Consider the following 22,714-nt stretch of genomic DNA (forward strand, 5'->3'; position numbering starts at 1 on the left):
CAACATTTACTTGCTAGCTAGCGGTGAGATGCTTTTGGCTAAAACTTTCCCAAGTGAGAGATCCAGCAGCGATCGCCGCTTTTAATTGCGGATGACGAGCTAAAATTGCTTGGGCTGCGGGCGAATTAGACTGAGAACAAGCTAAAGCGGCGGCTTCTTGTTGAACTGGATCGCGATCGCTAATTACTTTTTCAAGATCCTGCGCTAATCTTTCATCAATAAAAAGCCCCACAGATCGCCATAACTCCGGCGATACGGTACGTCCAGCCGCCCAACGTTCGTGAGCGTAATCAGACAACATCTTCGCTAACTCTGGATTCGCGCGATCGTCAAGTCCGTAAATTAAGTACAAAGGACTACCGACAAATAAAGCCTTTAACACCATTTGATTCCAGGCAATCTTATCGAAATAATCTGCTGGATAAGGATTGCATTGCGCTACAGCATTAAATACTGTCGTCATATTACTACGCACACCTTCAGAAGCCTGTCCTTTGTGCAATTCGGGATGAGGTAATAAAGGTAAACTTTGATAAAGCGCCACCAACTCACCTTCATCAGCAGTAGTAAAAACTTTACGGAGAGTTAGCAAATATTTCTCCGGGCTATTACTAGGTAAAGCTAAAATCAGCAAAGTACGACCAACTTCATCCACCCGCCAATTACCCGGAAACCAACCCGATCGTAACTTATTTGCTGCTTGTAAATCTTCCTCAGTTAAGTTTAAATCTGCTTTGCCCAAATAGCGAGGTACTGCACTAAAAGAAGTGAAAAATACCCTTTCCGGCGCACCTTCAGCAATTTTTTGCCGCTTTTGTTCCAACCATTGTAAACCTTCTTGACTAGCGCGAAATTCTAACCAGTCTAGCAATAGTTGAGTAACACTTTCGATCTCGACCTGAGTTACAGTAGACATTTTCACCCAGTTTGGACAACAACAGACCTCATTTTACATTTCCTTCCCCGGTAATTTCTTTCTCCCTCAGTACAAATACTTATGTAAAGTTCTGCAAACTAGGAGAATAATTAAATTCTCCCAATCTTGAAGTATTGAGGGAATAAGCCACAGGGACAATATTTAAGTTATTTCCCTGAGCTTACATAGTCAACTAAAATCGCTCTACTTCACCAAATCTTCAATCATTTGCGTGGTTTTATTAAGTTACGATGAAGCATTTTCTGCCCGATTACGTGGTTAATTACCAAATTCCCCATCCAAGGGTCCCCAATTTAAGTTAAAATTTCCCTACCTGCCATCATTCTTTGATAGCGCAACTCTAACTCTTTTTTCAACGAAGACATCCCTGGTAAATTTTTATCCGCAAGCATAATTTTTTCCGCCGCATCTCTCGCTAAGACTAACACTTCTTGGTCTTCAACTAAACTTGCTAAAGCAAAATCTGGCAACCCTGACTGACGACTACCTAACACTTCTCCCGGACCTCGGAAACGCATATCCATTTCTGAGATAAAAAAGCCATCTTGGGATTGTTCCAAAACTGTTAAACGCTGACGCGCATCGGGATTTTTACTACTACTCATTAACAAACAATAAGAGTTATGAGAACCGCGCCCAACTCGACCGCGCAATTGATGCAATTGTGACAATCCAAAACGTTCGGCATTTTCAATCATCATGACTGTGGCATTTGGTACATCAACTCCGACTTCAATTACCGTTGTTGACACAATAATTTGCATTTGATTATCGCGAAATTTATTCAGTGATTCGTCTTTTTCTGCCGAACTCATTTTGCCATGTAGTAAACCCACTTCAAAGTTAGGAAAAATACTTTTTTGCAATCGTTTTTGTTCTTCTACAGCCGCCCGAACGTCTAATTTTTCTGACTCTTCAATCATGGGAAAAACAATATAAGCTTGTCTTCCTTGGGCTACTTCTCGCCGAATTAATTCATAAGCATTATTGCGTTGTTTGCCCGTTAAAACTGAGGTAGTAATTGGCTGTCTTCCTGGTGGTAATTCGTCAATTTGGGAAACATCCAAATCGCCGTGGACGGTTAACGCTAATGTCCGAGGGATAGGAGTTGCAGTCATGGTTAAAACATGAGGAGATTGTCCTTTTGCTAGCAAACGCGCTCGTTGTTGGACGCCAAAACGATGTTGTTCGTCAATAACAACTAAACCAAGTTGTTGAAAGTTAACTGGATCTTGAATTAAAGCATGAGTTCCTACTAATAAAGGTAGTTCGCCAGTTTCTAATTGATTATGAATTTCGCGACGTTTAGAAACTTTTGTCGAACCTGTGAGTAATTCTACTGGTAAATGGAGTAAATTAAACCAACCAACTAACTTCCGATAATGTTGTTCGGCTAATACTTCAGTTGGAGCCATTAAAGCAGCTTGATAACCAGATTGAATCGCTGCTAAAATAGCAAAAACGGCGACAACAGTTTTCCCGGAACCGACATCTCCTTGGACAAGACGATTCATCGGTGTAGTTGATTCTAAGTCTTGTAAAATATCAGAAACAACACGCTTTTGAGCATTTGTCAAGGCAAAAGGCAAAACTTTTTTAAATTGGTCAATAAGTTTACCTGTAGGAGCCAAAATAGCACTTTGTTGAGTTTGTTTTTGCTCTTGACGACGTTGGAGAAATCCTAACTGGAGAAAGAAGAATTCATCGAAAACTAAACGTCGTCGTGCATGGGCGAGAATTTCCGGATTATCGGGGAAATGAATATTCGCGATCGCGTCTTGCAAGCCAATTAACCCATACTGACTTCTTAAACCCTTTGGTAGCGGATCTTGAAGCTGTTTAATAGCCGGAAGTGCAGCAATTACTGCTTTTCTCACCACATCCGCATCCACACCTTCAGTCAAAGGATAAACAGGCAATACCCGCCCAATTTTAAGAGAATCTATACTTGCCCCAGGACTCTCTAAAACCTCAATTTCTGGCTTGTCTAAGGTTAAACCATATTTATTCTTTTTTACTAACCCAGAAGCCGCAACGATCGCGCCAACCGGATAACGACGCTTATGAGTTTCTTGCCAACCGCGATTACTGAAATAAGTACCATTAAAAAAACGATTAAGCTTAATTTGTCCAGTTTTATCTTTAATATGCAGTCCAAAAATTGTTAACTTCTTATTCTTCGGGCTAGTAAAACACTCACAGCGCTTTACCATCCCCACAATCGTTACCGTTTCCCCTGCTTCCAATTCACTAATATTAACTTGACGGGAATAATCAATATGTTGGCGAGGATAGTAAAACAAAACATCTCGCACCGTTGCTAAACCTAAACGTTGCAAAAGTAGACTTTTTGTTCTGCCAATATTTTTAATTTCGCTGACAAGTTGGTCAAGTTTGATAACTTCATCTTCACTCTTAACTTCCGCCACAATTGAAGTAGTAACCGCTTGTTGAGGTTGAGAAAATAGAGACGGTGTTTCTAGAGATTGCTGAAACTCTTTGAGGAAATCACGTACTTGCAAAAGCAGATTTTGCCGTTGTTGGGTAGTCATTTGCGGATAATTAGCAAAGTGAATGGCAAAATTCCGCCAGCGTTGTTTTTGGCTTGACGTTCCTTCTGGAGGCGGTTGTTGGAAGTTTAACTCAAAAAACTCGCTAAAGCGATACTGATTCCCTTGTAAGTCAGTAAAGCCCCTTTCTGCTTCGACTGCCAGGGCTTTGTGCAATCGCGCCCAATCTGGTGAATTAGTCATTTTTCTGTTCGTCTTCCCCTTATGCGTTTTTATGTTAGCTTTAGTTTTGGTTAGTACATTCGTACATAGTAAATGATTAGGGATTGGGATTGGCGATCGTTTATCAGTAGAGATTGGAGACAAGGGAGATAAGGGGATAAACTTTTAACTGATCCCTGGTAACTGTAACTGGTAACTGGTAACTGGTAACTGATAACTGATAACTGATAATCCCTAATCCTCGTACCAACAAGAGCGCCAAGCCGCCTCAGCTTGGGCAACAGAGCGCTCTCGATGCTTTTGGGAATACTGTTTTTGCAGTTTAGCGACTTTCGCTTGTAATTCGCGAATTTGGTTGCGTTGAGCGCTTAAAGCGGGAGCGGCGAATTCAATTTCTGCTAGCCGCAAACAAACCGCCATGAGTTGGGTGATTTGAGCATCCTTGGCTGAGTCAGGTGCTTCGGTTTCCACGACTAATTTTAAGAGATTTGGTTGTCCGCCACCGATCGCCTCAGTAGATTCTTCTGCTTGTACCGCCGCTTCTAAAAGTTTGTTAGGTAACTTATTGGAAAGAATACCAGTTTCTTGAAGTAAACGGTTAGCTTCGCTAGAAGCAGCTTGGAGAATTTCCGCGATCGCAGCTTCGAGTCGGGTAATCCATTGAATTAAATTTTCGGGAGTGAGATCCTCAGTTTCCGAGGCTGAGGAAGGTGATTTTTCCTCAGTTTCTTGAGTTTCTTGAGTTTCCTCGCTATTAGTTTCTGCTTCTGAGGAAGCCTCATCAAGTTCAGCGATCGCTGGATTAACTTTTTTGCTAGTTTCCAGAACAAGTTCTAACTGTGCTTTAACTTGCTTTCCTACCTCTCGTAAGCTTTGCTGAAGCTTTTGTCGCTGATTAAAAGATAAACCCAAAAACGAGTCCGGATAAGCTTGAGTGCAAATCTGGTAACTAGCCAGAGCAATCTGACGTTGTACCGACTCCCCCAAAAGCTGAAAATACTTACCATAAGCGCTACTAATTTCCTCAGCAACCGTAGCTACAGTTGCCGAAAGCATTGCCAAATCTGCTTCAATTTGCTTAATTGGTCGTGTCATAACTGCTTGAAATACTTACACCAAATAATTAAGCCCAAAATAGCAAAGACGCGATCGCGATCGCGTCTCCACCAAAATTGAAACTTACCCTTCAGACTGTTAGCTTACTTTTTTCCAGTCTGTTCTGCCACTTCATCAGCAAAGTTCTTTTCTTCTTTCTCAATACCTTCGCCCAAGACAAAACGGCTAAAGCGACGCACTTGGATATTTTCACCCAACTCAGCCACCTTATTCTTAACCAACTCTTCAATCGTAATGCTTTGGTCTTTAATATAAGGCTGATCCATCAAGGAAATTTCCTTCAGACGCTTCTCAATGCGACCCTGAACGATTTTTTCCTTAATATTGTCAGGTTTTTTGCTCAAGTCATCCCTACCCATTTCGATTTCTTTTTCTTTTTCCACCATCGCGGTAGGGATCTCATCCACATTAACGTATTCCACATTCGGGCAGGCAGCAATTTGCATCGCAATATCGCGTACCAGAGTTTGAAACGCCTCGTTGCGGGCAACAAAATCTGTTTCGCAATTAACTTCCACCAGAACGCCAATCCGTCCCCCGGTGTGGATATAACTATCTACCAAACCTTCTGCTGCTACGCGACCTGCTTTTTTCTCAGCCGAGGCGATGCCCTTCTTACGCAACCATTCTGCTGCTTTGGTCATGTCGCCACCGCTTTCTTGCAGCGCTTTTTTACAGTCCATCATGCCTGCGCCTGTTTTTTCGCGCAGTTCTTTGACGAGTTTCGCCGAGATTTCTGCCATCTTGTCTTTTTTCCCTACACTTATCTTTAAGATAACAAGAACAATTTACAACTCATAAGTAACATCTCGTGAGTTAGGTGCGATTGGCGCGCTCAAACGCCAGCGCCGCAAGCGGCGATTGGGCAAAGCCCAGCGCCCAGTCTGGCGATCGCGAAAACGATGACTATTCTTCGTCATCATCATCCGAATCTTGGAAATCCCCAGAGGAATTTTCTTCGTCTTCGTCTTCGTAATCCATCTCATCTACAGCTTCGTCAAATTCTTCATAGTCCTCTGTATCTAGTTGACCATGACGACCTTCATAGACTGCATCAGCTAATTTCCCAACTATTAGCTTAATCGAGCGAATAGCGTCATCGTTAGCTGGAATTGGAATATCTACCACATCAGGATCGCAGTTAGTATCTAACATGGAGACAATCGCAATACCAAGTTTTTGGCATTCGAGAATCGCGTTATACTCCCGTCGTTGGTCTACAATTATTACCACATCGGGAACGCGGCGCATCATTTTAATTCCGCCCAAATATTTCTGAAGTTTAGCTAATTCGCGACGCAAAACCGCAGCTTCTTTTTTGGGTCGTCTGTCGATACTGCCATTTTCTTCTAAACGTTCCAATTCTTTGAGACGTTCGACCCTGGTTTTAATTGTCTCCCAGTTAGTCAACATTCCGCCCAACCAACGTTGGTTGATATAGTAAGAACCACAACGAGCAGCTTCTTGCGCGATAATACCCGCAGCTTGGCGTTTTGTTCCTACAAACAGAAACTTCTTACCCTGTTCCGATGCTGTACGCATATAGGTGTAAGCATCTTCCATCAATTGGGCTGTTTGCACCAAATCGATGATGTGAACGCCATTACGGGAAGTATAGATATACTGAGACATTCGCGGATTCCAACGGCGAGTTTGATGACCGAAGTGAACCCCTGACTCTAACAATTCTGCTAAAGATACAACTGGCATATTTTTTTTCTCCTTTCGGGTTTAGCCTCCATCCAGGTGGATTTCCCAAAGAAACACCCGAAATCCTGGATGTGCGATTTTAGACAACTTTTATACAGTAGCACAAGGGGAGTGGGGATTGGGGATTGGGGATTGGGGATTGGGGACTGGGGACTGGGGACTGGGGACTGGGGACAAGGAAGACAAGGGAGACAAGGAAGACAAGGGGGACAAGGAAGAATTGGTAACGGTAACTGATACCTGATAACTGTTAAATGCGGCTACGTGCTAACTGATAACTGTTCACTTTTCGCTGATTTGTTGCTGGATCTCTGCGTAAGCAGCGTAAACACCTTGGACGTTATACCAATTCAGAAAAATCCGGGCAATTTCTAAGGCTAATTGTGGCTTTCCTTGAGCTATTAACCATTGCAAGAAAGGAGCCATTGTTTTTTCATTCAATCTGCCACCAAAAGAAAGAATTCCCCACAGTAAGCGATGCAAAACAGTCATTTGAATCATCATTCTTACTTCCCAGGTAGGATGTTTTCGATAGAAAATTACACCCATCCGTCCCCGTTGGATTTCTTTATCAATTAGTTGGGGAATGTCAGCTAAACTAAAAGCGGGATGCCAATGATATCCTACTGCTTCGGGACATTTAATCAGTTTTAGTCCTAATTTTTTGAGCCTCACGCCTAATTCTAAATCTTCCCAACCGTAGAGTTGAAATTGAGTGTCGAAAAGTCCTGCTTCGAGTAGCCATTTTCGCGCGATCGCCACATTCCCAGTAGCAAAATAAGCGGCAGAAAAATCAGTGATCTTATACGGTTCTGAGGTAGGATTCTCAAAGTTACAAGTGTTAATCACCCAACCATAAGTAAAAACTCGATCTGTTTCTTCATACCCCTTGACTAAAGCGTCCGCGTGTGCTTGTAAAAACTTTTCCGTGACAACTAAGTCGCTATCAATAAAAATAATTGTCTCACCCTGTGCCTTTTCTACGCCTAAATTTCGTGCCGCAGCCGCACCTTGATGACTTTGCAAATAAGTAGTAACATGAGGAAACTCAACTGAATATTTAGCCAACCAATCTAAAGTCCCATCAGTTGAACCATCATCAACCACCACAACTTCATAACCCTCAACAACACTATCAGATTTTAGTTGTTGATTCTCCAAAGATCGCAAACACTTTTCGAGAATTGGGAGACGATTATAAGTAGGAATAACAACACTAAAAAACAAAGACACCTCGACAATTTAACTAACAAATAATTGTAACCCTTATCTTTCTTTGCGCCTACTCGAAGCGAGAACGGCTAACGCCGAATGCGCCTTTGCGAGAGGGAACATTATAATTCCTGCTAACGTCAGATAACTAATACATTTCAGTCAACAAAAACCAGCTTTATGTCCAAATTATTTTTAGCGATCGCCACGCTCTCAACTCTCGCCATTAGCACTACCGTTACTGTAGCAGAAGGCATCTCAGTCGCTCAAGCCCCCAACTGTAACAACCCTCAAACCCAAAGCGAAATTAATCAATGTGCAGCGATCGCCTATCGAAACAGCGATCGGCGCCTTAATCAAGTTTATCAACAATTAGTGCCGCGTTTGTCAAGCTCCCGTAAACAAAAATTAATCCAAGCCCAACGCGCTTGGATAACCTTCCGAGACGCAAGTTGCGAATTCGAGAGAAGCGAATTTCAAGGTGGAACGATCGCACCTGCGATTTACAATGGTTGTTTAGCAGACTTAACTGAAAGACGCACCCAAGAATTAGAAGAATATTTGCAAAATACCCAAAGATAAGAATTCAATAATATTTTCGCCCCTATTCCGTGAAATGGTTTAATATTGTAGTGCGAGCAAAATGCTCGCTTTTAATTATGGCTAATTATTAGGACTGGAATGTTAGAAAAAGCGCTACAACTTAAAGAAGATTTAGTCAATTTTGTCCTCGATGCAGAAGGAGATTTAGCTGTTGCATTAGAATCTTATGCTGCGGCTAATGCAGCGAAAACTTCAGCTAATCCTTTAGCCCAGCGTCAAATGACAATTGATGCTTTTACTTGTGAAGGAAAAGTTGGCGACAAAACACCAATTGATTTATTCATCTCTGAGTCAGAATTATCCCCAGAAGAACAAAATTTAGTTAATAATTGGCAACGCAGTTTCGCTGGTTTATTTGAGATCATTAAAAGCTTACCTGATGGTTTTGAATTAATGAATTGGCTAACTGCCAAAAAATACATCGTTAAGCAACCAGACAAGCAAAAACTAAAAGAAATGGAGCGTTTTAAGCCAGGAGAAATCTTGCTTACTCGCATTGCACCACTTAACGAAAAAGAATGGTTTTTCTTTAGCCCCTATGTCGCAATGGGTAAATTAGGAAAACCTAAATTAGCAGTTGCAATTGGTAATTTCAAAGAAAATTATAAAAGTAATCTCTATGGTGATGCACCAGAATTGTTAGAAGAAGCTTGGGAATCAGTTGCTCGTTATCATCAAGAATTTCTCAACTTTTTTGATGCAGAAAAAATCACAATTTCCGGTCATGAATTAAACAAAAAATTGGCAGAAATCCAAGATAAAATGGTCAAAGATCGCTTAAAAGCGGCGGGAATTGACGAATCAACATCTTTAGGAGAATTAGCCGCAGAAGCAGGAATTTCCGAAGCAGAAATTACCGCAGCCGCAGCCGAATCTGGCGCAGACACCAAAGAAGTTGCGAAAATGTTCAAAAGTGGTAGTAAAATGGTGCTACCCAAAGTAGAATTACCCGAAGAGATTAAAAGAGCAAACGAAGTAACAGCATTTTCTCATCCGCATTGGGGACAAATGTTTATCCCAACTTATACAGAATTTACCCAAATTCTTACTGATTCCGACTGGAAAAATAATCCTCAAGCTGCTTCCTTAGTAAGACAATATTTACAAAACCCGAAAATTAATTACTTTGTTTGGCAACAATTAGCCGAAAAATATCCGACGCAATTAGAGCAACTTTTGCAAGCAATTTTAGAGCGCCCGAATTTTAATTTAAAGCAAGATTTACCAGGTTTACTCAAAGAATATGATAAACCCTTAGAACCAGAACTGCCAGAATCAGCTAGCGTCCCCGTCCATTTACACAATTTATTTCAAGAAGCCGTCGCGCAACTTAATAAGTCCAAGTCAAAATCAAAGGGTAAAAAGAAAAAAAGTAAAGGTTTTCAATAGATATTCTGTAGAGACATTTCATGCAACTAAAAACCTCTCCCCCAACCCCTCTCCTACAAGGAGAGGGGAGCAGAATTACCGACTCAAAATGTTAACTACTCCCCCTTCGGTTGTAGGGAAGGGGGTTGGGGGGTTAGGTTAGACAATTCTTGATTATTAAGGCTTAATTTTCCTAAAAAAAACGCTCCCTCCCAAGACTAGGAGAGAGAGCTTAGTTGAAATGGTTGGTATGGTGTGAGGAGCAAACAACGTAATTCTTGTTTGCGTTACTATACAGCATAATCAGTCGATGTGACGCAGATTTGACAACTAGATGACAATTTTGTCACGGTGTTGGGGACTGGGTTCAGTGAACAGTTAGCAGTGAACAGTGAACAGTTAGCAGTTTATTCGCTAATTGCTTCTTGTCGGCAATATCTACTGATAACTGATAACTGCTCACTGAAAACCCCCTCTCCCAAGTCTCATCCCCGTAACCCAACATCGAATGTAGAAACAAAACCTGACTCAGCCTGGGATAATTCCAGTGTAAGTTGCTTTCCAGAACTGCGATAAAGCCCATCTTGAGGATTTTTAACTAATTGACTTCGCTTGCTAGCGTAGGGCTGACGGTTAAATACTTGTTCTGTCAAAGAATCATCAAAATACAACTGTGAGGAAAATTCCCGTCCTTGATTTGATGTGGGCGACGTGCGAACCTGGAAATGAATATGTACGGCTCGACCTGGATAGCAACCAGGATAAATCGTTCTAAACTGGACGGTTCCATTCTCGTCTGTTAATTGATAGCCGCGCAAGAAATTTTCTGCGGAGGTATTCAAGTTTTGGTAGCTATCTTGTACGCCCGAATAAACGCCTAAAGCATTACAATGCCAAATATCGACAACTGCGTCTGAGACGGGTACGCATTGGCTGCCGTTGACATCAAAGACGCGCAGTGTCAAGATTAGGGGTACTCCGGCTTGGGTGGAAATGACATCGGAACGGTTGAGTCGCTCATCGAGAAAGTAAGGTCCTGGGGTCTGGCGTGGAGTTACGATACATCTAGGGGCTTGAGTGAGAGTAGTTGTCTGGGAGGTTAGGGTTTCTGGGTTTGGGGTGGCTTTTGGTGTTGGAGTGGTCAACTCGGTGGAAGTAGATTGTTGACGGAAACACCCTAAAATTGATGTGGCTGTGGTTGCAGCCATGAAGCTGATTATTTCTCGTCGTTTGAGCATTTTCTTCACGATGTCTAGTTTCCTTTCTCTACTTTTACACCTAGTGTAGTTCACTGGTTTTGGTGTAGCATTCATTGTCTCTGGTTCCCTGGCTATGGCATTTATTGTCTCTGGTTCCCTGGCTGGAGCCGGGGAACGTGGTTTCGAGGCTCCTGCCTCGATGCTAAGATAATTGGAGGAATGGAGGCTCCGCCTCCAGGGGGCAGAGAATGTCATCCTGAGCGAAGCGAAGGATCTCGGAGATCCTTCGCTTCGCTCAGGATGACGTGACTTTCGTGTTTTCCCCCGAGAAAAGTACCTGCGGGTTGAAGATATTGTAGGGAGTCACCAAAGTGTGCTTCCTGTTGACGACAATTTAACGTCCAGAGTAAATCAGTGATTACGCGATCGGGAGAACCCGGAGATGGTGTAGACTTAGTGTGTGTCTTAGACTTGGGGCGAGGTGGAAATCGAGCTTCTTCAAAATAACTATTTTTTAGCTGTAAATTTCCTAATTTTCTTTCTTTTAATTCCTCATCAATTTTTTCAAATAGACAGACTATTTTGCTGCGGAATACTGCATATTCTGGTGGTCGCTGTAATATTTTTGGAATTGTTGCACCACGATCTAGTCCAGTAATAGTGGTCAACTGCGTAATCTCATATCCATTTGGATACAATTTATTGAGAGCATCAGACAAAGCTTTCCAACCTTCATCAGTTAAGCAATACCGATTATTACCCATTAACAAGCCGTATTAGAAATACCCTTGATTATCGACACAGTACGTTTGTCGATAATCAACACTAAGAATTTATTCTACTATATCAACCTAAAATCCTTTGCTGACAAGGCTTGCGGAAATTACCTAATTTTTTAAGGAAAGTTGTCGATCTTCGTGTCGATCTTCGACACCAACGTGAGGACAACCGTAATAAAACTGGGTTATAGACAAAATTCAGTTTACACCCAGGAGAAGACTTATGGAAAGTAAAAATTCCCCGGATTCTCGACAATGCAAGCGTGGCTTTTGCTTCACTATCGCCTTATTTTTAATCGTGGAAACTCCACAAGCTTTGGCTGCTTGGGTTACGCTGTCGGATTTTGTCCCGCGCTTCTTTGCACCGAAAATTGAGGTTGTTCAGCCAGAATGTCAAATCGGCGAACTTGAGTAGCAAAAACGGAAAACGTAGGGGCAAACGCCCTGTGGCTGCCCCTGGAAAACGCATAATTTTTCTTTTCTCGACCAAAGATAAATATAGGAAGTCCGATGAAAACTGCATCAGTACAACACTGAACAGCTTATTAACTCTTAGCTATCTTTTTCAGACTTCCTCTTGCAAGCAGTAGTTGGTACCAACTCGCTTTTCCTTCATTTGTCAATCGGAGAAACGAGTTCATGAAAGCAATAACTTTAATTTTTTCGCTCCTGATTTTGTTCGTTGCGGAGCCTAGCTTTGCTATGTCGGTAGTAGCAAATTCAGCCTCACTACCACCACAAATTAATAATCAGGAATCTGAGCCAAGATGTGAGGATAAGGATGGCAATCTTATCTGTCCTCAATAAACAGCAACAAGGGAATTTACTGTTCCCTGGCTATAGATTTCAGTCGTTTCTGTGCCATCCCAATCCAGATATCTTCATCCTCATCTTCTGGGTTGGCTGCCTCTAAGCAACTATGCCAAATATCTAATGCTACTACACCTTGAGCTTCTTTTACCTGGGCGAGGAGACAAAGAGCGTCAGCGCGTTGACTATCTATTTCTATTGCTTTTTCTAAGTTTTCTAAAGCTTCTTGATGGCGACCTTGTAACAGTCTTGCCCAACCTAAGTTTTTCCACAACGCATACTTAACTGGATCTTGTTCGGCTAAATCTAAACCATCGAGTAGTAACTCGACAGCTTTAGTGTAATCTTGTTTGTGAATGATGTACAAACGACCTAATTGGCTATAAGCAGCAGGTAAACCTAATTCTGCCGATCGCCAATATTTTTCCATTGCACAATCAAAGTCTTGGCGCTTTTGACAATGCCATGCTTGATTGTAAAGAACGGCGCGATTGTTTGGGTTAATTCTTGTAGCAAGATTAAATTTTTCTAACCCTTTAGCTAATTCCCCTTGAGTATAATCTTCTAAACCTTTATTGTTAATAAATTTAGCTAACTGGGGCGAAACAAAATACCATGAAGGTAAACCAATAGTTACTAATAACAAGGCTGCCCAAATTAACTTTATTGTCGGTAAATTAATTGTCGGCAAGAACTGAGTTTTTCTCGGCTGTAATTCCCAATTAAAAGTTGCTGTGCCAGGATTTTGGCAGATTGTTGGTAGCCAACTTGCACAAGGAAATTCGTCTTCTAATCCTTGTAATCTTTCTCTTGCTTCTCGCACTGCTTGATAAAAAGGTTTACCTTTAGCAAAAGCTTGAAGAAAATGCAATAAAAATTCTTGGGCAACTCGATCTGGTACTAATTCACGCATGACAATCATTTGCGGAATGTTTAAGTCATCGAGTTGTTTGGCTAAACCTAAACCATCGCAAGAGTTAAAAATTGCGAGTTTCAAACCATTGTTAACTGCTTTTCTTAAGCCGTACCAAAGTTCGTCGATAGTTAAACTATCATGAGGGTTAATATAAATTCGACCTGTTTCTCCTTCGGTTTCGCTATGTCCGGCAAAAAAGATAATATCCCAAGGTTGTTCCCATAATTGGTCGTTGATTTCTTGCCGTGTTTTCTCAATTAAAAAAACGGTTTCTATATTGGTTAGATTTAACAAAATTTCTCGATCTTTTTCTGTATCAATTCCTTGACTGTTACCGATAATTGCTAAGATTTTTACTTTATTTTTAGTTGGGATAGTAGCTAAGGTTAACGAGCGTTCAAAGTTGGTAGAACCAATTGCTACTTCTGCTTTATTATAGCGTTCAAAAAAGTCCCATAAATGCCAAGGAAGCTTCTGAAGATTATTGTCTTCAGTACGAATTAAGACGCGAATTTCTTCGTCCCGGCTTAGTTCTTCTCGCAAACGAGTATTGATTTCGCGAAAATCTGGGGAAAGTAGCCAGTTATTTAACTCTTTTGCAATTTTTTTCGCTGATTCACGACATTCGCGAATGCGTTTGTTGATACTGCCATTGTATTTGATTTTTTTCGGTTTAATGCGAGTGGGCGATCCTAATGTGCGATATTTTTCTTGCCAATGATGGACAATTTCGGTAGCTAATTCTTGGTTGGCGGGTAAATAACCAGCAATTTCGGTTTCGGGGTGCGAATTTTCTGCTTGAATCTGCAAAGTTACTCGCAATGTCTGGGTTAAATCACCATCTAGCTTGAGGACAACTAACTTACTCATAATTAAGATTGATGAGATGAGCTATGATTATTTTAACTGATTGAGACGGATCTGTTTCAAAAGGAGACCCTCTCTTTTTCAGAGAGGGTTTGGAGGAATGGTTAATTTGGTTACAATCAGCTTGCTAGAAACTGACTACTTTAACTTATTGACAATTTACAAGTAATTTTGTACTAAAAAGGAAGGGTTGTTAAACAGTTATTTTTGGTGGTATTGGGGAATGAGGATAATCAAGTTCGGGAGCAAGAGCAAAAGATTGTTTGTTTGGTTGAGATAAAAGTAAATGATTTTGTTTTAATTCCCAAAGTTTGAGTAAAATCAAATATTCGTAAAAAGCTTGGAGGGTACACCAAACAAAACCAGCTTGTCCATCGAAAATTCCGCGAGAATGTACATATAAAACCAGCGCAGAAAAGGTCGAAATGGTAAGCGTAAAGATAAATCTTTTAAAGCGCGTCGTCTTTCGATTTCGGTGCGTCCCGAAAATAAGTTACGCCAGTTAATTGTTTGATGTTGAAGTTGATAAAGGGTTTCTACGGCTTCGTCTGTAGAATAACGGTTGTGTTTTTCGATCCAGCGACTAAAGCCTTTACTACAGGTATAGTGAGGATAGGTTTGGGTGAGGAAATTAGTTGCACCATTGCAAACTTCTCTTTCTGCATGACCGTAGTCGGTAAAGTAAACTTTGTCTTTGTGTAATAAGCGCAGTTGGTAGCGAGGATATTGGGTACTGCGACGTATCCATTTATTCATAAAGATGACTCGTTCGGCGACATAGTAACCGACGTATTGGGGGTTTTGAATTGCTTGCAAACATTCGTTATATAATGCTGGGGTCATGCGTTCGTCGGCTTCGAGGATGTAAACCCATTTGTGTTTGGTGGGAACATTTTTTAACATCCAGGTACGTTGTTTGCCGTGGGATTCAAAGGTATGCTGTACGATGGTTACGGGACAAAGACTGGCGATGTCGATGGTGCGATCGCTACTGAATGAGTCTACGATGATGACATCGTCGGATAAGAGTGCGGATTTGATACAAGCGCCGATGTCTTGTTCTTCGTTGTGGGTAAGGATAATAATTGAGATCATCTTTCTGAGATAGGGAAAATGTTTAGTCTGATTACACTACGAATTATGTCTAGCGATCGCTTAATTATACGTTTTTTGTGCCATGTTTCTTACTCGTTGGAAAGCGGCAAAATATTCACTGTGGGTAGATAAACTCAGAGGATTGGGGAAGCGAGTATGTTTTTTTTGAGCGGCTTTGATTCCCCAATGAGCGGCTTTGAAAATTTGTGGGAGTAGGGTTTCTTTGGCTTGAGCTTGTTGCCAATACCATCCTTCTTCGGTGGTAGCATATAAAGGAGGTAAACGATTGAGTGCATAGGCGATCGCCTCAGCTTGGTTAATCGATTCCACTACACTTAGAGGTAGGGTTTGAAGCAACTGTTCGACTGCTTCTGTTACCAATGGTTCCATTGCATTTGTGTAAGTAGAAAGTTGTGGTAGTTGCACGATCGAAATTCCTCAATTAATCTCTTTGACGATGAATTTAATTTGGCGATCGCCTTTTTTTGGCGATCTCTGTAACTCTCAAGCTCGAACGTAATTTTACTGAGCCTTTAATTACCTCTCGCTAGAGAACAAGGTTTTTTATGCGTAATTACGGATTTTGTTACAAAAATTTACCTTTTGCGGTAGTTAATGCTCGCGACTTTCACAGATCTCCCAACAGTAGGAGATTTACGATACAGACAACATCAGAATCGATCGAGTATTGTTATTTAATCAAGTCACGGTCGCAATTTGAGTTGTGACTTGCGGACAAAACTACCGAAACAGATGATTATTACCACACAATTTGCCCAAGTTAGCAGCAGTTTACCCGTCAAAGATCCAGTTTATATTTTCTGCATAATACTACTAGCAATTTGGCTTGCACCAGCGATCGCTTATCGCTTGCGTCTTCCTCCTTTGGTAGTATTAATTCTATTTGGGATGATTTTAGGTACAAATGTTTTAGGAGTCCTGGAGAGAGACGCACAACTGATTTTATTAGAAAAAGTCGGCTTACTATACATTATGCTTGCCGCAGGGATGCAAATGGACTTAGGAAATTTGCAGAAAGTCGGTATGCGATCGCTAATTTTTGGTTTACTTACATTTAGCGTTCCTTTGACAATTGGCGTAATCTCAGGTCAATTGCTTGGTTATACTCTCCTAGCTGCGATTTTACTAGGTATAATTTATTCTCCCCATACGTTGCTATCTTATCCGATTATGACTAATTTGGGTATCTCTCAAAAAGAACCTGTAGGTGTAGCGGTGGGAAGTACCGTTGTTACCTCAATTTTAACCTTAATTGGCTTATCGATCGTTCAGGCGATCGCGAGCGGTAATGTCGGTATTTTGCTCGGGATTAAACTATTAATTTTTCTTCCTTTATTAACTTTATTTGCTTTCTGGATTATTCCCCTATTAGGACGCCAAATTTTAGACCCTTTTGCTACATTTCTGACACCTCATTTTGTCTTTGTTCTCGCTTGTTTATTTGTTACAGCTAGCGCCACTTTATTACTAGGAGTTGATTCAATTGTCGGTGCTTTTATTGCCGGATTAGCACTCAACCCCTTAATTCCTTTAAGTAGTCCCTTAATGAAACAAATAGAATTTGTCGGCAACAGTTTATTTATCCCTGCCTTTTTAATTTCTGTCGGAATTCTCTCTAATCCGAGCATTTTATTTAGTAACCGAGAAAACCTCAGTATTATTGTTATTGTCGTAATTGGCGCAGTAATTGCCAAATTTATTGCCGCCTGGCTAGCAGGTCAATTGTTTAAATACCATTTTGATGAGATAATGATAATGTTTAGTCTAACTGTATCTCGCGCCGCTTTAGTCTTAGTAATTGCCTTATTCGGCAAAGATGCAGGTTTACTCAATGAAGGAATTTTTAATGCTGTAATTATCTACATTTTAGTCACTTGTTTAGCAGGACCGATCGCCGCCGAGATTTTTGGAAAGCGCATCGCTACTAAAATTGAGCTTCTTTAGACTGACTTTTTCCAGCTTGCCCGATCTTTTAGAGATTTTAATCGAATGACATTAGCAACAATTTCGGTTATAATTCCAGTTTTAAACGAAGCAAACACGATAGAAAATACTTTACTAAAACTGCAAAAATCCCCAAATAGAGAGATAATTGTTGTTGATGGTGGTAGTCAAGATGATACAGTCCAATTAGCGCAAAATTTCCCCGTAAAAGTTATTTCTCGTCCGAATGTTGGTCGCGCCAATCAAATGAATGCTGGTGCAAAAATTGCTTCTGGGGAGATTTTACTATTTCTCCACGCCGATACTTACTTACCTGCTGGTTACGAAAAATTTGTCCGAGAAACCATATCTCAACCAGGAATCATTGCTGGCGCATTTGAATTAGGAATTGATGCCCCAGGATTAGGCTTGCGGGCGATCGAAAAAATGGTAAACTGGCGATCGCATTTCTTTGCCATGCCTTACGGAGATCAAGCGATCTTCGTGAAAACTACCGTATTTCAAGACATGGGCGGCTTTCCCAATTTACCAATTATGGAAGACTTTGAACTGATCCTGCGTCTCAAACGCCAAGGAAAAATCGCGATCGCGCCCGCAGCAGTGCAAACCTCTGCCCGTCGCTGGCAAAAATTAGGAATCTTCAAAACTACCTTAATTAATCAACTAATTATTATTGGTTACTACTTAAAAATTCCACCCACCCAATTGAAAAACTGGTATCGCAAATTGTAGAGACATTATCTTCAACGTCTCTACTAAATATTTACTTTTTCAACCAACCAGAATACAAATCTACTTGCTCCTTACTTGGCGACTTAATCCTCACAACTTGATAACTACTTGGTTGCGGTTTGCCCAACTTAACCTGATAAGTTTTCAACTCATCCTGATGGAAAACCGTCACCGAAATTTTATCCCCAGCTTGATAATCCTTCAAACGTTCATTAAGTCGATCCGCAGTTACTCGCATTCGGGCGATCGCCAATAACTCATCATCAGCATCAATTCCCGCAATAGCCGCCGGAGAATTATTTTCCACAAACTCGATCGTATCCTTGCCATTTTTGGTAACAACTTTGGCGCCAAAATATGGTACAGGTTCGCTATCTTCAATCTGTTTAATTTTCAAACCAAAAGGTTGCAGATACTCATCAAAAGGTAACTCATCCAAACCATCAATGTAGCGATCGCTAAAGGAGCTTAAATCTGTCTCGGCTACTGATTCTAGCACTTCTAGTAACTCTTCGGGAGTAAAACCCACCTCATCCTTACCAAAACGCTGCCACATAATCTTCATCACATCATCCAGCGATCGCTGATTTTGATGCCGTTTCCGAATCAGCAAATCCAACAACAACGACACCATTTGTCCTTTCAAATAATAAGAAATCTGCGAATTATCGCTATTTGCATCCCGCCGATACAACTTAATCCAAGCATCAAAACTCGACTCACTTAACGGCTGCACTTTGCGCCCTGGTGTCGTCAAATACTTCGTCAAATCTTTACTCAATGCTTCTAAAAAACCATCCGGATCGTAAACTTTTGCTCGCAAAGGAATCAACAGATCGTAATAACTTGTCGTTCCCTCACAAAACCACAACGAAGTCGTATAATTTTCCCCTTCGTAATCAAACTTTTCCAAGGCCTTCGGGCGAATCCTTTTCACATTCCACAAGTGAAAAAACTCATGTGCCACCAACTGCATAAAACGGTCATATTTATCCTTAGCCCGAAAACCAAAACGAGGATAATTCAAAGAAGTCGAATTTTTATGTTCTAACCCACCAAATCCACTACCCGATAAATGCAATAAAAACAAATAACTTTCATAAGGCAAACCACCATAAATCTTCGCTTCCGCTTCAATAATTTTCCTCGTATCAGCAATTATTTTAGTAGGATTTGCATTACCCTTACCCCAAATTGCTAATTGATGAGGTTTACCTAACACTTCAAAATCATAAACTTGGTGAGTCCCAATCTCAAAAGGACTATCAACCAAAGTATCAAAATCTTCTGCCCAAAAACTATTGACTTTATCCTTAATTTCCGGTAAAGCCGTGCTAACTAGCCAATCAGACTTTGGCGGTACAATCCGAACAGTTATCGATTCTTGCTCCCAACCAGGAATAAAAAAGAACAAAGCCGCCCCATTAAAATAGCCGTGGGTAGCATCCAAATGATTCGTCCGTACCGTCAAATCATTGGCAAAAACCCGGTATTTCACCTTAATTTCCGCAACACTTTCCGTCTCAATTTGCCAATGATTTTTGCTCAGTTTTCGGCTAAATAAAATTTTCTTCTCATCACTTGTCTGCGCCCGAAAATCCTGTATTTGTTTCGCATACTCGCGCACCAAATAAGATCCCGGAGTCCAAACAGGCATTTTCAAATCCAATACAGCTGCTTGCCAGTTTGTCACCTGTAACGTCACCTCAAATAAATGCGATTCCGGCACAGACATCGCCACTTCATAATGAATAATCGGAGTAGTTTTTACGGTCAAAGGTTTGTGAATAGCTGTAGCTTTAGTCATTTGCAGTTTCAGCGTAGTTATCTATTCTTTTAACAATCCCAAAAGCGCCGATGCACCAACTGAAAATTGCTATTAACTTGTCTATTAAACTTGAAACCAAAGGGCTTATTTTTTGCCTTTGGTTAGGAGTAAAAACCTAACTATACTCGCCCAGCCAAATGAGTTAACTGTTTGAGATTAATCAAACACAAAGTTCGACGTGAAGGATCTATGTCAACCCAGCCTTTACTTTGTAGTTTCTCCATAATTTTTTTCGTTTCTTCAACACCAATCCCAGAAACATCAGCTAAATCTTGATGGGGAATATTTAATATTTGCGTCCCCTTTTCCGTCGCTTCGCCATAGCTTTCTGCTAGGTAAACCAGGGTATTAGCCAACTTCACGGCGGGCGGTTGATTTCGCAGTTGGAAACGGGCATTAGTTTGCCGCAGACGCCGCACCATTAACTGTAACATTCGGTGATGTAGCTGAGGATCTTTAAACAAAGTTTGGATAAAGCGCTGGGCGGAAACACTGAGTAGCTTCACGTCCGAGAGGGCTACCACATCATTCGATCGCGGCGACTCATCGAGAATCGCCATTTCCCCAAAAAAATCACCCCGACCCATAAGTGCCAGCGTGACAGGCTTTTCCTTAGACAAGCGTCGGACTTTCACCCAACCAGAGATAATGAAATACACCGCGTTGCCCCAAGAATCTTCCATTACCACAGCCCGGTCTTCTGGGTATTCATGTTCTACAGCCACAGAAAGCAGCCAGTCAAGGGTTTCTGGGTTGGCGGTGTTAAATAGCGGGAAAAGCTCGCTAAAAGCTTTAGTCTCCATCAAAGGTTAAATCGCGAGAAAATACAAAGTTAGTGACGCTCACTTGCTCCTAGTTAGCACTCAGAAACTTCTGAAACCAACTCGAACAGCTTTTGAGACGTTCACCAGTATATGCTAGCGGGTTAGAGGTTCCCATGCTTCCATTAGACCACAGGATTCTTGACAACTCCAAGCAACTGACCACAAAAATTAGTGGAGGACTAGCTCTTCCTCCACTTAAATCTTATCAACTGACCAGGGTTAGACGAAAAAAGAAATATTTTAGTAAAATTACCAATCTGACTCTTGCTTTTTCTGAACTGGGTCGCCAGAAAATGGTTGAACGCCCGTCGCTGGATAGCGATCGTCATTCGGTCCAAAAATGCGAGCAACTGCTTCGGAAATGTAGTTACCGATTGTGTTGAAAAATTTGGAGATACCCATAAAATTAACCTCCGTTGATTAAGATATTGAATGCAGTCAATTTAAAAGTTGTCTTTAAATTAACTGCACACTTTCATTATCTCTAAAAATAAATCGAAGAGATTTATTTTTCTGGTTTTGCAATATATTTTTGAAGATGTTTGCAAGAGTTTGTTCAACTTATAATTTCTTGGTATTAGTTAAAGTTTCTCAATGTTGGGGGTTGGGGTTTTCAGTTAACAGTTAGCAGTTATCAGTTAGCAGTTAGCAGTGAACAGTTAGCAGTTAGCAGTTAGCAGTAGTTCTGTGAATTTAATGCTAAACAATCAAATCGAGGGATAATTAAGATTTTAGCTTTAATTGGGCAATAATGATGCCAGCGATCGCGAAAATCGCGGTGGGATAGAAAGCAACTGTATAGCTGCCAAACAAATCTCGGAGTTGTCCGGTAGCGATAGTACCTAAAAAAGCTCCTGTACCATAGGCGGTGAAGACAATGCCATAATTTTTCGCATAATCGTGTGGGTCAAAAAGTTTTAAAGTGGCTGTAGGTGCGATCGCCAACCAACCCCCTAAACAAAGCCAAAATAGAGAAAAGGCAACTAAATAGGTCAAAGTTTGCCCCTCTGTAGCATTGAGCATCAAAATCGAAGCAATGAGAATTAAGATATAGGAGATAGTTGCTGCTCCCTTCGGCTGAAGGCGATCGGTCAACCAACCAAACAAAGGACGACCGATACCATTAAATACGGCAAAGAGCGAAACTGTTATCGCGGCGGTGGTAGCATCTAATTGGATAATTTCCTCAGCTACGGGGCTAGAAATACCGATCGCTGATAGCCCCACAAAGGTGCCGATAGTGTAGCAAAACCAGAGAGCATAAAACAAAGGAGATTCCCAGATTGGTTTTTGCTGATTTCCGGATTTTTGATTACTAACTTTGGGAGTCCAACCCGGAGGAGTCCAGCCGGGAGGAGGTAATTTAAGAGTAGTAGAAATCACCAGAATAATCGCCGTTAAACTAATCCCCAGAATCGTAAAAGTAGGTAGAACTCCATAAGTAGCAATCAAAACTCTCGCCAAAGGTGCAGTCACCAACGGAGAAAGTCCAAACCCCACCGCAGTTAATCCTACAGCAAGTCCAGGGCGATCGGGAAACCATTGGGCTGAAACTGCCAGAGGAACACCATAAGCAATCCCAACTCCCGCACCTGCAATGATTCCATAGGTAATCGTTAAAAAAAAGATATTTGTAGTTAAGCTGGAAAGAATATAGCCAACTCCCGTGACTATCCCACCAATCGCGGTAATTTTGCCCACACCAATCCGCTTAAGATAAAATCCCGTAATCGGCATCAACAGGGCATAAAGGACTAACAAAAATGTGAATGGTAACAAACTTTGAGTTGCACTGATGCCAAATAAGTCTTCTAGAGGTTTGCGAAAAATACTCCAAGAATAAACTGTTCCTAAACACAGTAAGACAACTGAGCCTAACGCGATTAAAAACCATCTGCCTTTAGCTGCGGGTAAGCCAAAAAGCTGAACTGATTGCCTGTTAATCATAACGGGACTCTAGATATATTGACCAAGAAACTACCCACAACCTATTAAATCACCTGTTGCTCGTTAATTAGGTA

The 22,714-nt window shown here is 41.2% G+C and carries 21 protein-coding genes and 1 pseudogene; 6 read left to right on the forward strand and 16 right to left on the reverse strand.

Annotated features, from left to right (window positions below; translation table 11 throughout):
• Positions 1 to 13: 13 nt before the first annotated feature.
• From G3T18_RS02050 to G3T18_RS02080, 7 genes are all read right to left on the reverse strand, one after another.
• A complete protein-coding gene (locus tag G3T18_RS02050) occupies positions 14 to 916 on the reverse strand; it encodes an EboA family metabolite traffic protein (RefSeq protein WP_224408856.1) in 903 nt (300 codons plus the stop codon).
• Positions 917 to 1,230: 314 nt separating this feature from the next.
• A complete protein-coding gene (recG, locus tag G3T18_RS02055; protein ID WP_224408857.1) occupies positions 1,231 to 3,690 on the reverse strand; it encodes an ATP-dependent DNA helicase RecG in 2,460 nt (819 codons plus the stop codon).
• A gap of 213 nt (positions 3,691 to 3,903) precedes the next feature.
• The gene (locus G3T18_RS02060) at positions 3,904 to 4,764 is read right to left on the reverse strand and encodes a hypothetical protein (RefSeq protein ID WP_224408858.1); all 861 of its coding nucleotides are present in this window, start codon (positions 4,762 to 4,764) and stop codon (positions 3,904 to 3,906) included.
• Between the two features lie 104 nt (positions 4,765 to 4,868).
• Positions 4,869 to 5,528, reverse strand: a complete 660-nt coding sequence (tsf, locus tag G3T18_RS02065; protein ID WP_224408859.1) for a translation elongation factor Ts — start codon at positions 5,526 to 5,528, stop codon at positions 4,869 to 4,871.
• Between the two features lie 45 nt (positions 5,529 to 5,573).
• Complete coding sequence (locus G3T18_RS02070; protein ID WP_224408860.1) at positions 5,574 to 5,711, reverse strand: hypothetical protein; 138 nt, start codon at positions 5,709 to 5,711, stop codon at positions 5,574 to 5,576.
• A complete protein-coding gene (rpsB, locus tag G3T18_RS02075) occupies positions 5,692 to 6,495 on the reverse strand; it encodes a 30S ribosomal protein S2 (RefSeq protein WP_224408861.1) in 804 nt (267 codons plus the stop codon). Before rpsB ends, G3T18_RS02070 begins: the two co-directional genes overlap by 20 nt.
• A 282-nt stretch (positions 6,496 to 6,777) precedes the next feature.
• On the reverse strand, positions 6,778 to 7,722 hold the full coding sequence (locus G3T18_RS02080) for a glycosyltransferase family 2 protein (protein WP_224408894.1): 945 nt from the start codon (positions 7,720 to 7,722) through the stop codon (positions 6,778 to 6,780).
• Between the two features lie 165 nt (positions 7,723 to 7,887).
• Here G3T18_RS02080 and G3T18_RS02085 point away from each other — a divergent pair, with 165 nt between their 5' ends.
• Both G3T18_RS02085 and G3T18_RS02090 read left to right on the forward strand, forming a co-directional pair.
• Positions 7,888 to 8,289, forward strand: coding sequence for a lysozyme inhibitor LprI family protein (locus tag G3T18_RS02085; RefSeq protein ID WP_224408862.1), 402 nt, complete (start codon positions 7,888 to 7,890; stop codon positions 8,287 to 8,289).
• Between the two features lie 99 nt (positions 8,290 to 8,388).
• Positions 8,389 to 9,699: a hypothetical protein gene (locus G3T18_RS02090; RefSeq protein ID WP_224408863.1), complete on the forward strand. Its 1,311-nt coding sequence runs from the start codon at positions 8,389 to 8,391 to the stop codon at positions 9,697 to 9,699.
• 464 nt (positions 9,700 to 10,163) lie between these two features.
• Here G3T18_RS02090 and G3T18_RS02095 read toward each other — a convergent pair whose 3' ends face one another.
• Positions 10,164 to 10,991: an intradiol ring-cleavage dioxygenase gene (locus G3T18_RS02095; RefSeq protein WP_224408864.1), complete on the reverse strand. Its 828-nt coding sequence runs from the start codon at positions 10,989 to 10,991 to the stop codon at positions 10,164 to 10,166.
• A gap of 137 nt (positions 10,992 to 11,128) precedes the next feature.
• Entirely contained in the window at positions 11,129 to 11,641 is a 513-nt protein-coding gene (locus tag G3T18_RS02100) for a hypothetical protein (RefSeq protein WP_224408865.1), read from the reverse strand.
• A gap of 238 nt (positions 11,642 to 11,879) precedes the next feature.
• Between G3T18_RS02100 and G3T18_RS02105 the strand changes: the two genes are divergently transcribed.
• Entirely contained in the window at positions 11,880 to 12,071 is a 192-nt protein-coding gene (locus tag G3T18_RS02105) for a hypothetical protein (RefSeq protein WP_224408866.1), read from the forward strand.
• 224 nt (positions 12,072 to 12,295) lie between these two features.
• Complete coding sequence (locus G3T18_RS02110) at positions 12,296 to 12,463, forward strand: hypothetical protein (RefSeq protein ID WP_224408867.1); 168 nt, start codon at positions 12,296 to 12,298, stop codon at positions 12,461 to 12,463.
• 16 nt (positions 12,464 to 12,479) lie between these two features.
• Here G3T18_RS02110 and G3T18_RS02115 read toward each other — a convergent pair whose 3' ends face one another.
• The 3 genes and pseudogenes from G3T18_RS02115 to G3T18_RS02125 form a co-directional block, all read right to left on the reverse strand.
• On the reverse strand, positions 12,480 to 14,252 hold the full coding sequence (locus tag G3T18_RS02115) for a CHAT domain-containing tetratricopeptide repeat protein (RefSeq protein ID WP_224408868.1): 1,773 nt from the start codon (positions 14,250 to 14,252) through the stop codon (positions 12,480 to 12,482).
• A gap of 190 nt (positions 14,253 to 14,442) precedes the next feature.
• A pseudogene (locus G3T18_RS02120) lies at positions 14,443 to 15,344 on the reverse strand (glycosyltransferase family 2 protein).
• Between the two features lie 60 nt (positions 15,345 to 15,404).
• The gene (locus G3T18_RS02125) at positions 15,405 to 15,770 is read right to left on the reverse strand and encodes a late competence development ComFB family protein (protein WP_224408869.1); all 366 of its coding nucleotides are present in this window, start codon (positions 15,768 to 15,770) and stop codon (positions 15,405 to 15,407) included.
• A gap of 327 nt (positions 15,771 to 16,097) precedes the next feature.
• Between G3T18_RS02125 and G3T18_RS02130 the strand changes: the two genes are divergently transcribed.
• The gene (locus G3T18_RS02130) at positions 16,098 to 17,309 is read left to right on the forward strand and encodes a cation:proton antiporter (protein WP_224408870.1); all 1,212 of its coding nucleotides are present in this window, start codon (positions 16,098 to 16,100) and stop codon (positions 17,307 to 17,309) included.
• A gap of 45 nt (positions 17,310 to 17,354) precedes the next feature.
• On the forward strand, positions 17,355 to 18,041 hold the full coding sequence (locus tag G3T18_RS02135; protein WP_224408871.1) for a TIGR04283 family arsenosugar biosynthesis glycosyltransferase: 687 nt from the start codon (positions 17,355 to 17,357) through the stop codon (positions 18,039 to 18,041).
• A 31-nt stretch (positions 18,042 to 18,072) separates the two neighbouring features.
• On the opposite strand, the gene G3T18_RS02140 is transcribed toward G3T18_RS02135, so the two are convergent.
• The 4 genes from G3T18_RS02140 to G3T18_RS02155 form a co-directional block, all read right to left on the reverse strand.
• Positions 18,073 to 19,848 carry a M61 family metallopeptidase gene (locus G3T18_RS02140; RefSeq protein ID WP_224408872.1) on the reverse strand — a complete coding sequence of 592 codons (1,776 nt, stop codon included), beginning with the start codon at positions 19,846 to 19,848 and terminating at the stop codon, positions 18,073 to 18,075.
• A 140-nt stretch (positions 19,849 to 19,988) separates the two neighbouring features.
• A complete protein-coding gene (locus tag G3T18_RS02145) occupies positions 19,989 to 20,672 on the reverse strand; it encodes a Crp/Fnr family transcriptional regulator (protein ID WP_224408873.1) in 684 nt (227 codons plus the stop codon).
• 270 nt (positions 20,673 to 20,942) lie between these two features.
• Positions 20,943 to 21,095, reverse strand: coding sequence for a hypothetical protein (locus tag G3T18_RS02150; protein WP_224408874.1), 153 nt, complete (start codon positions 21,093 to 21,095; stop codon positions 20,943 to 20,945).
• Positions 21,096 to 21,416: 321 nt separating this feature from the next.
• Positions 21,417 to 22,640: an L-lactate MFS transporter gene (locus tag G3T18_RS02155; RefSeq protein WP_224408875.1), complete on the reverse strand. Its 1,224-nt coding sequence runs from the start codon at positions 22,638 to 22,640 to the stop codon at positions 21,417 to 21,419.
• Between the last annotated feature and the right edge of the window lie 74 nt (positions 22,641 to 22,714).

The organism is Oscillatoria salina IIICB1 (assembly GCF_020144665.1).
Classification (GTDB): domain Bacteria; phylum Cyanobacteriota; class Cyanobacteriia; order Cyanobacteriales; family SIO1D9; genus IIICB1.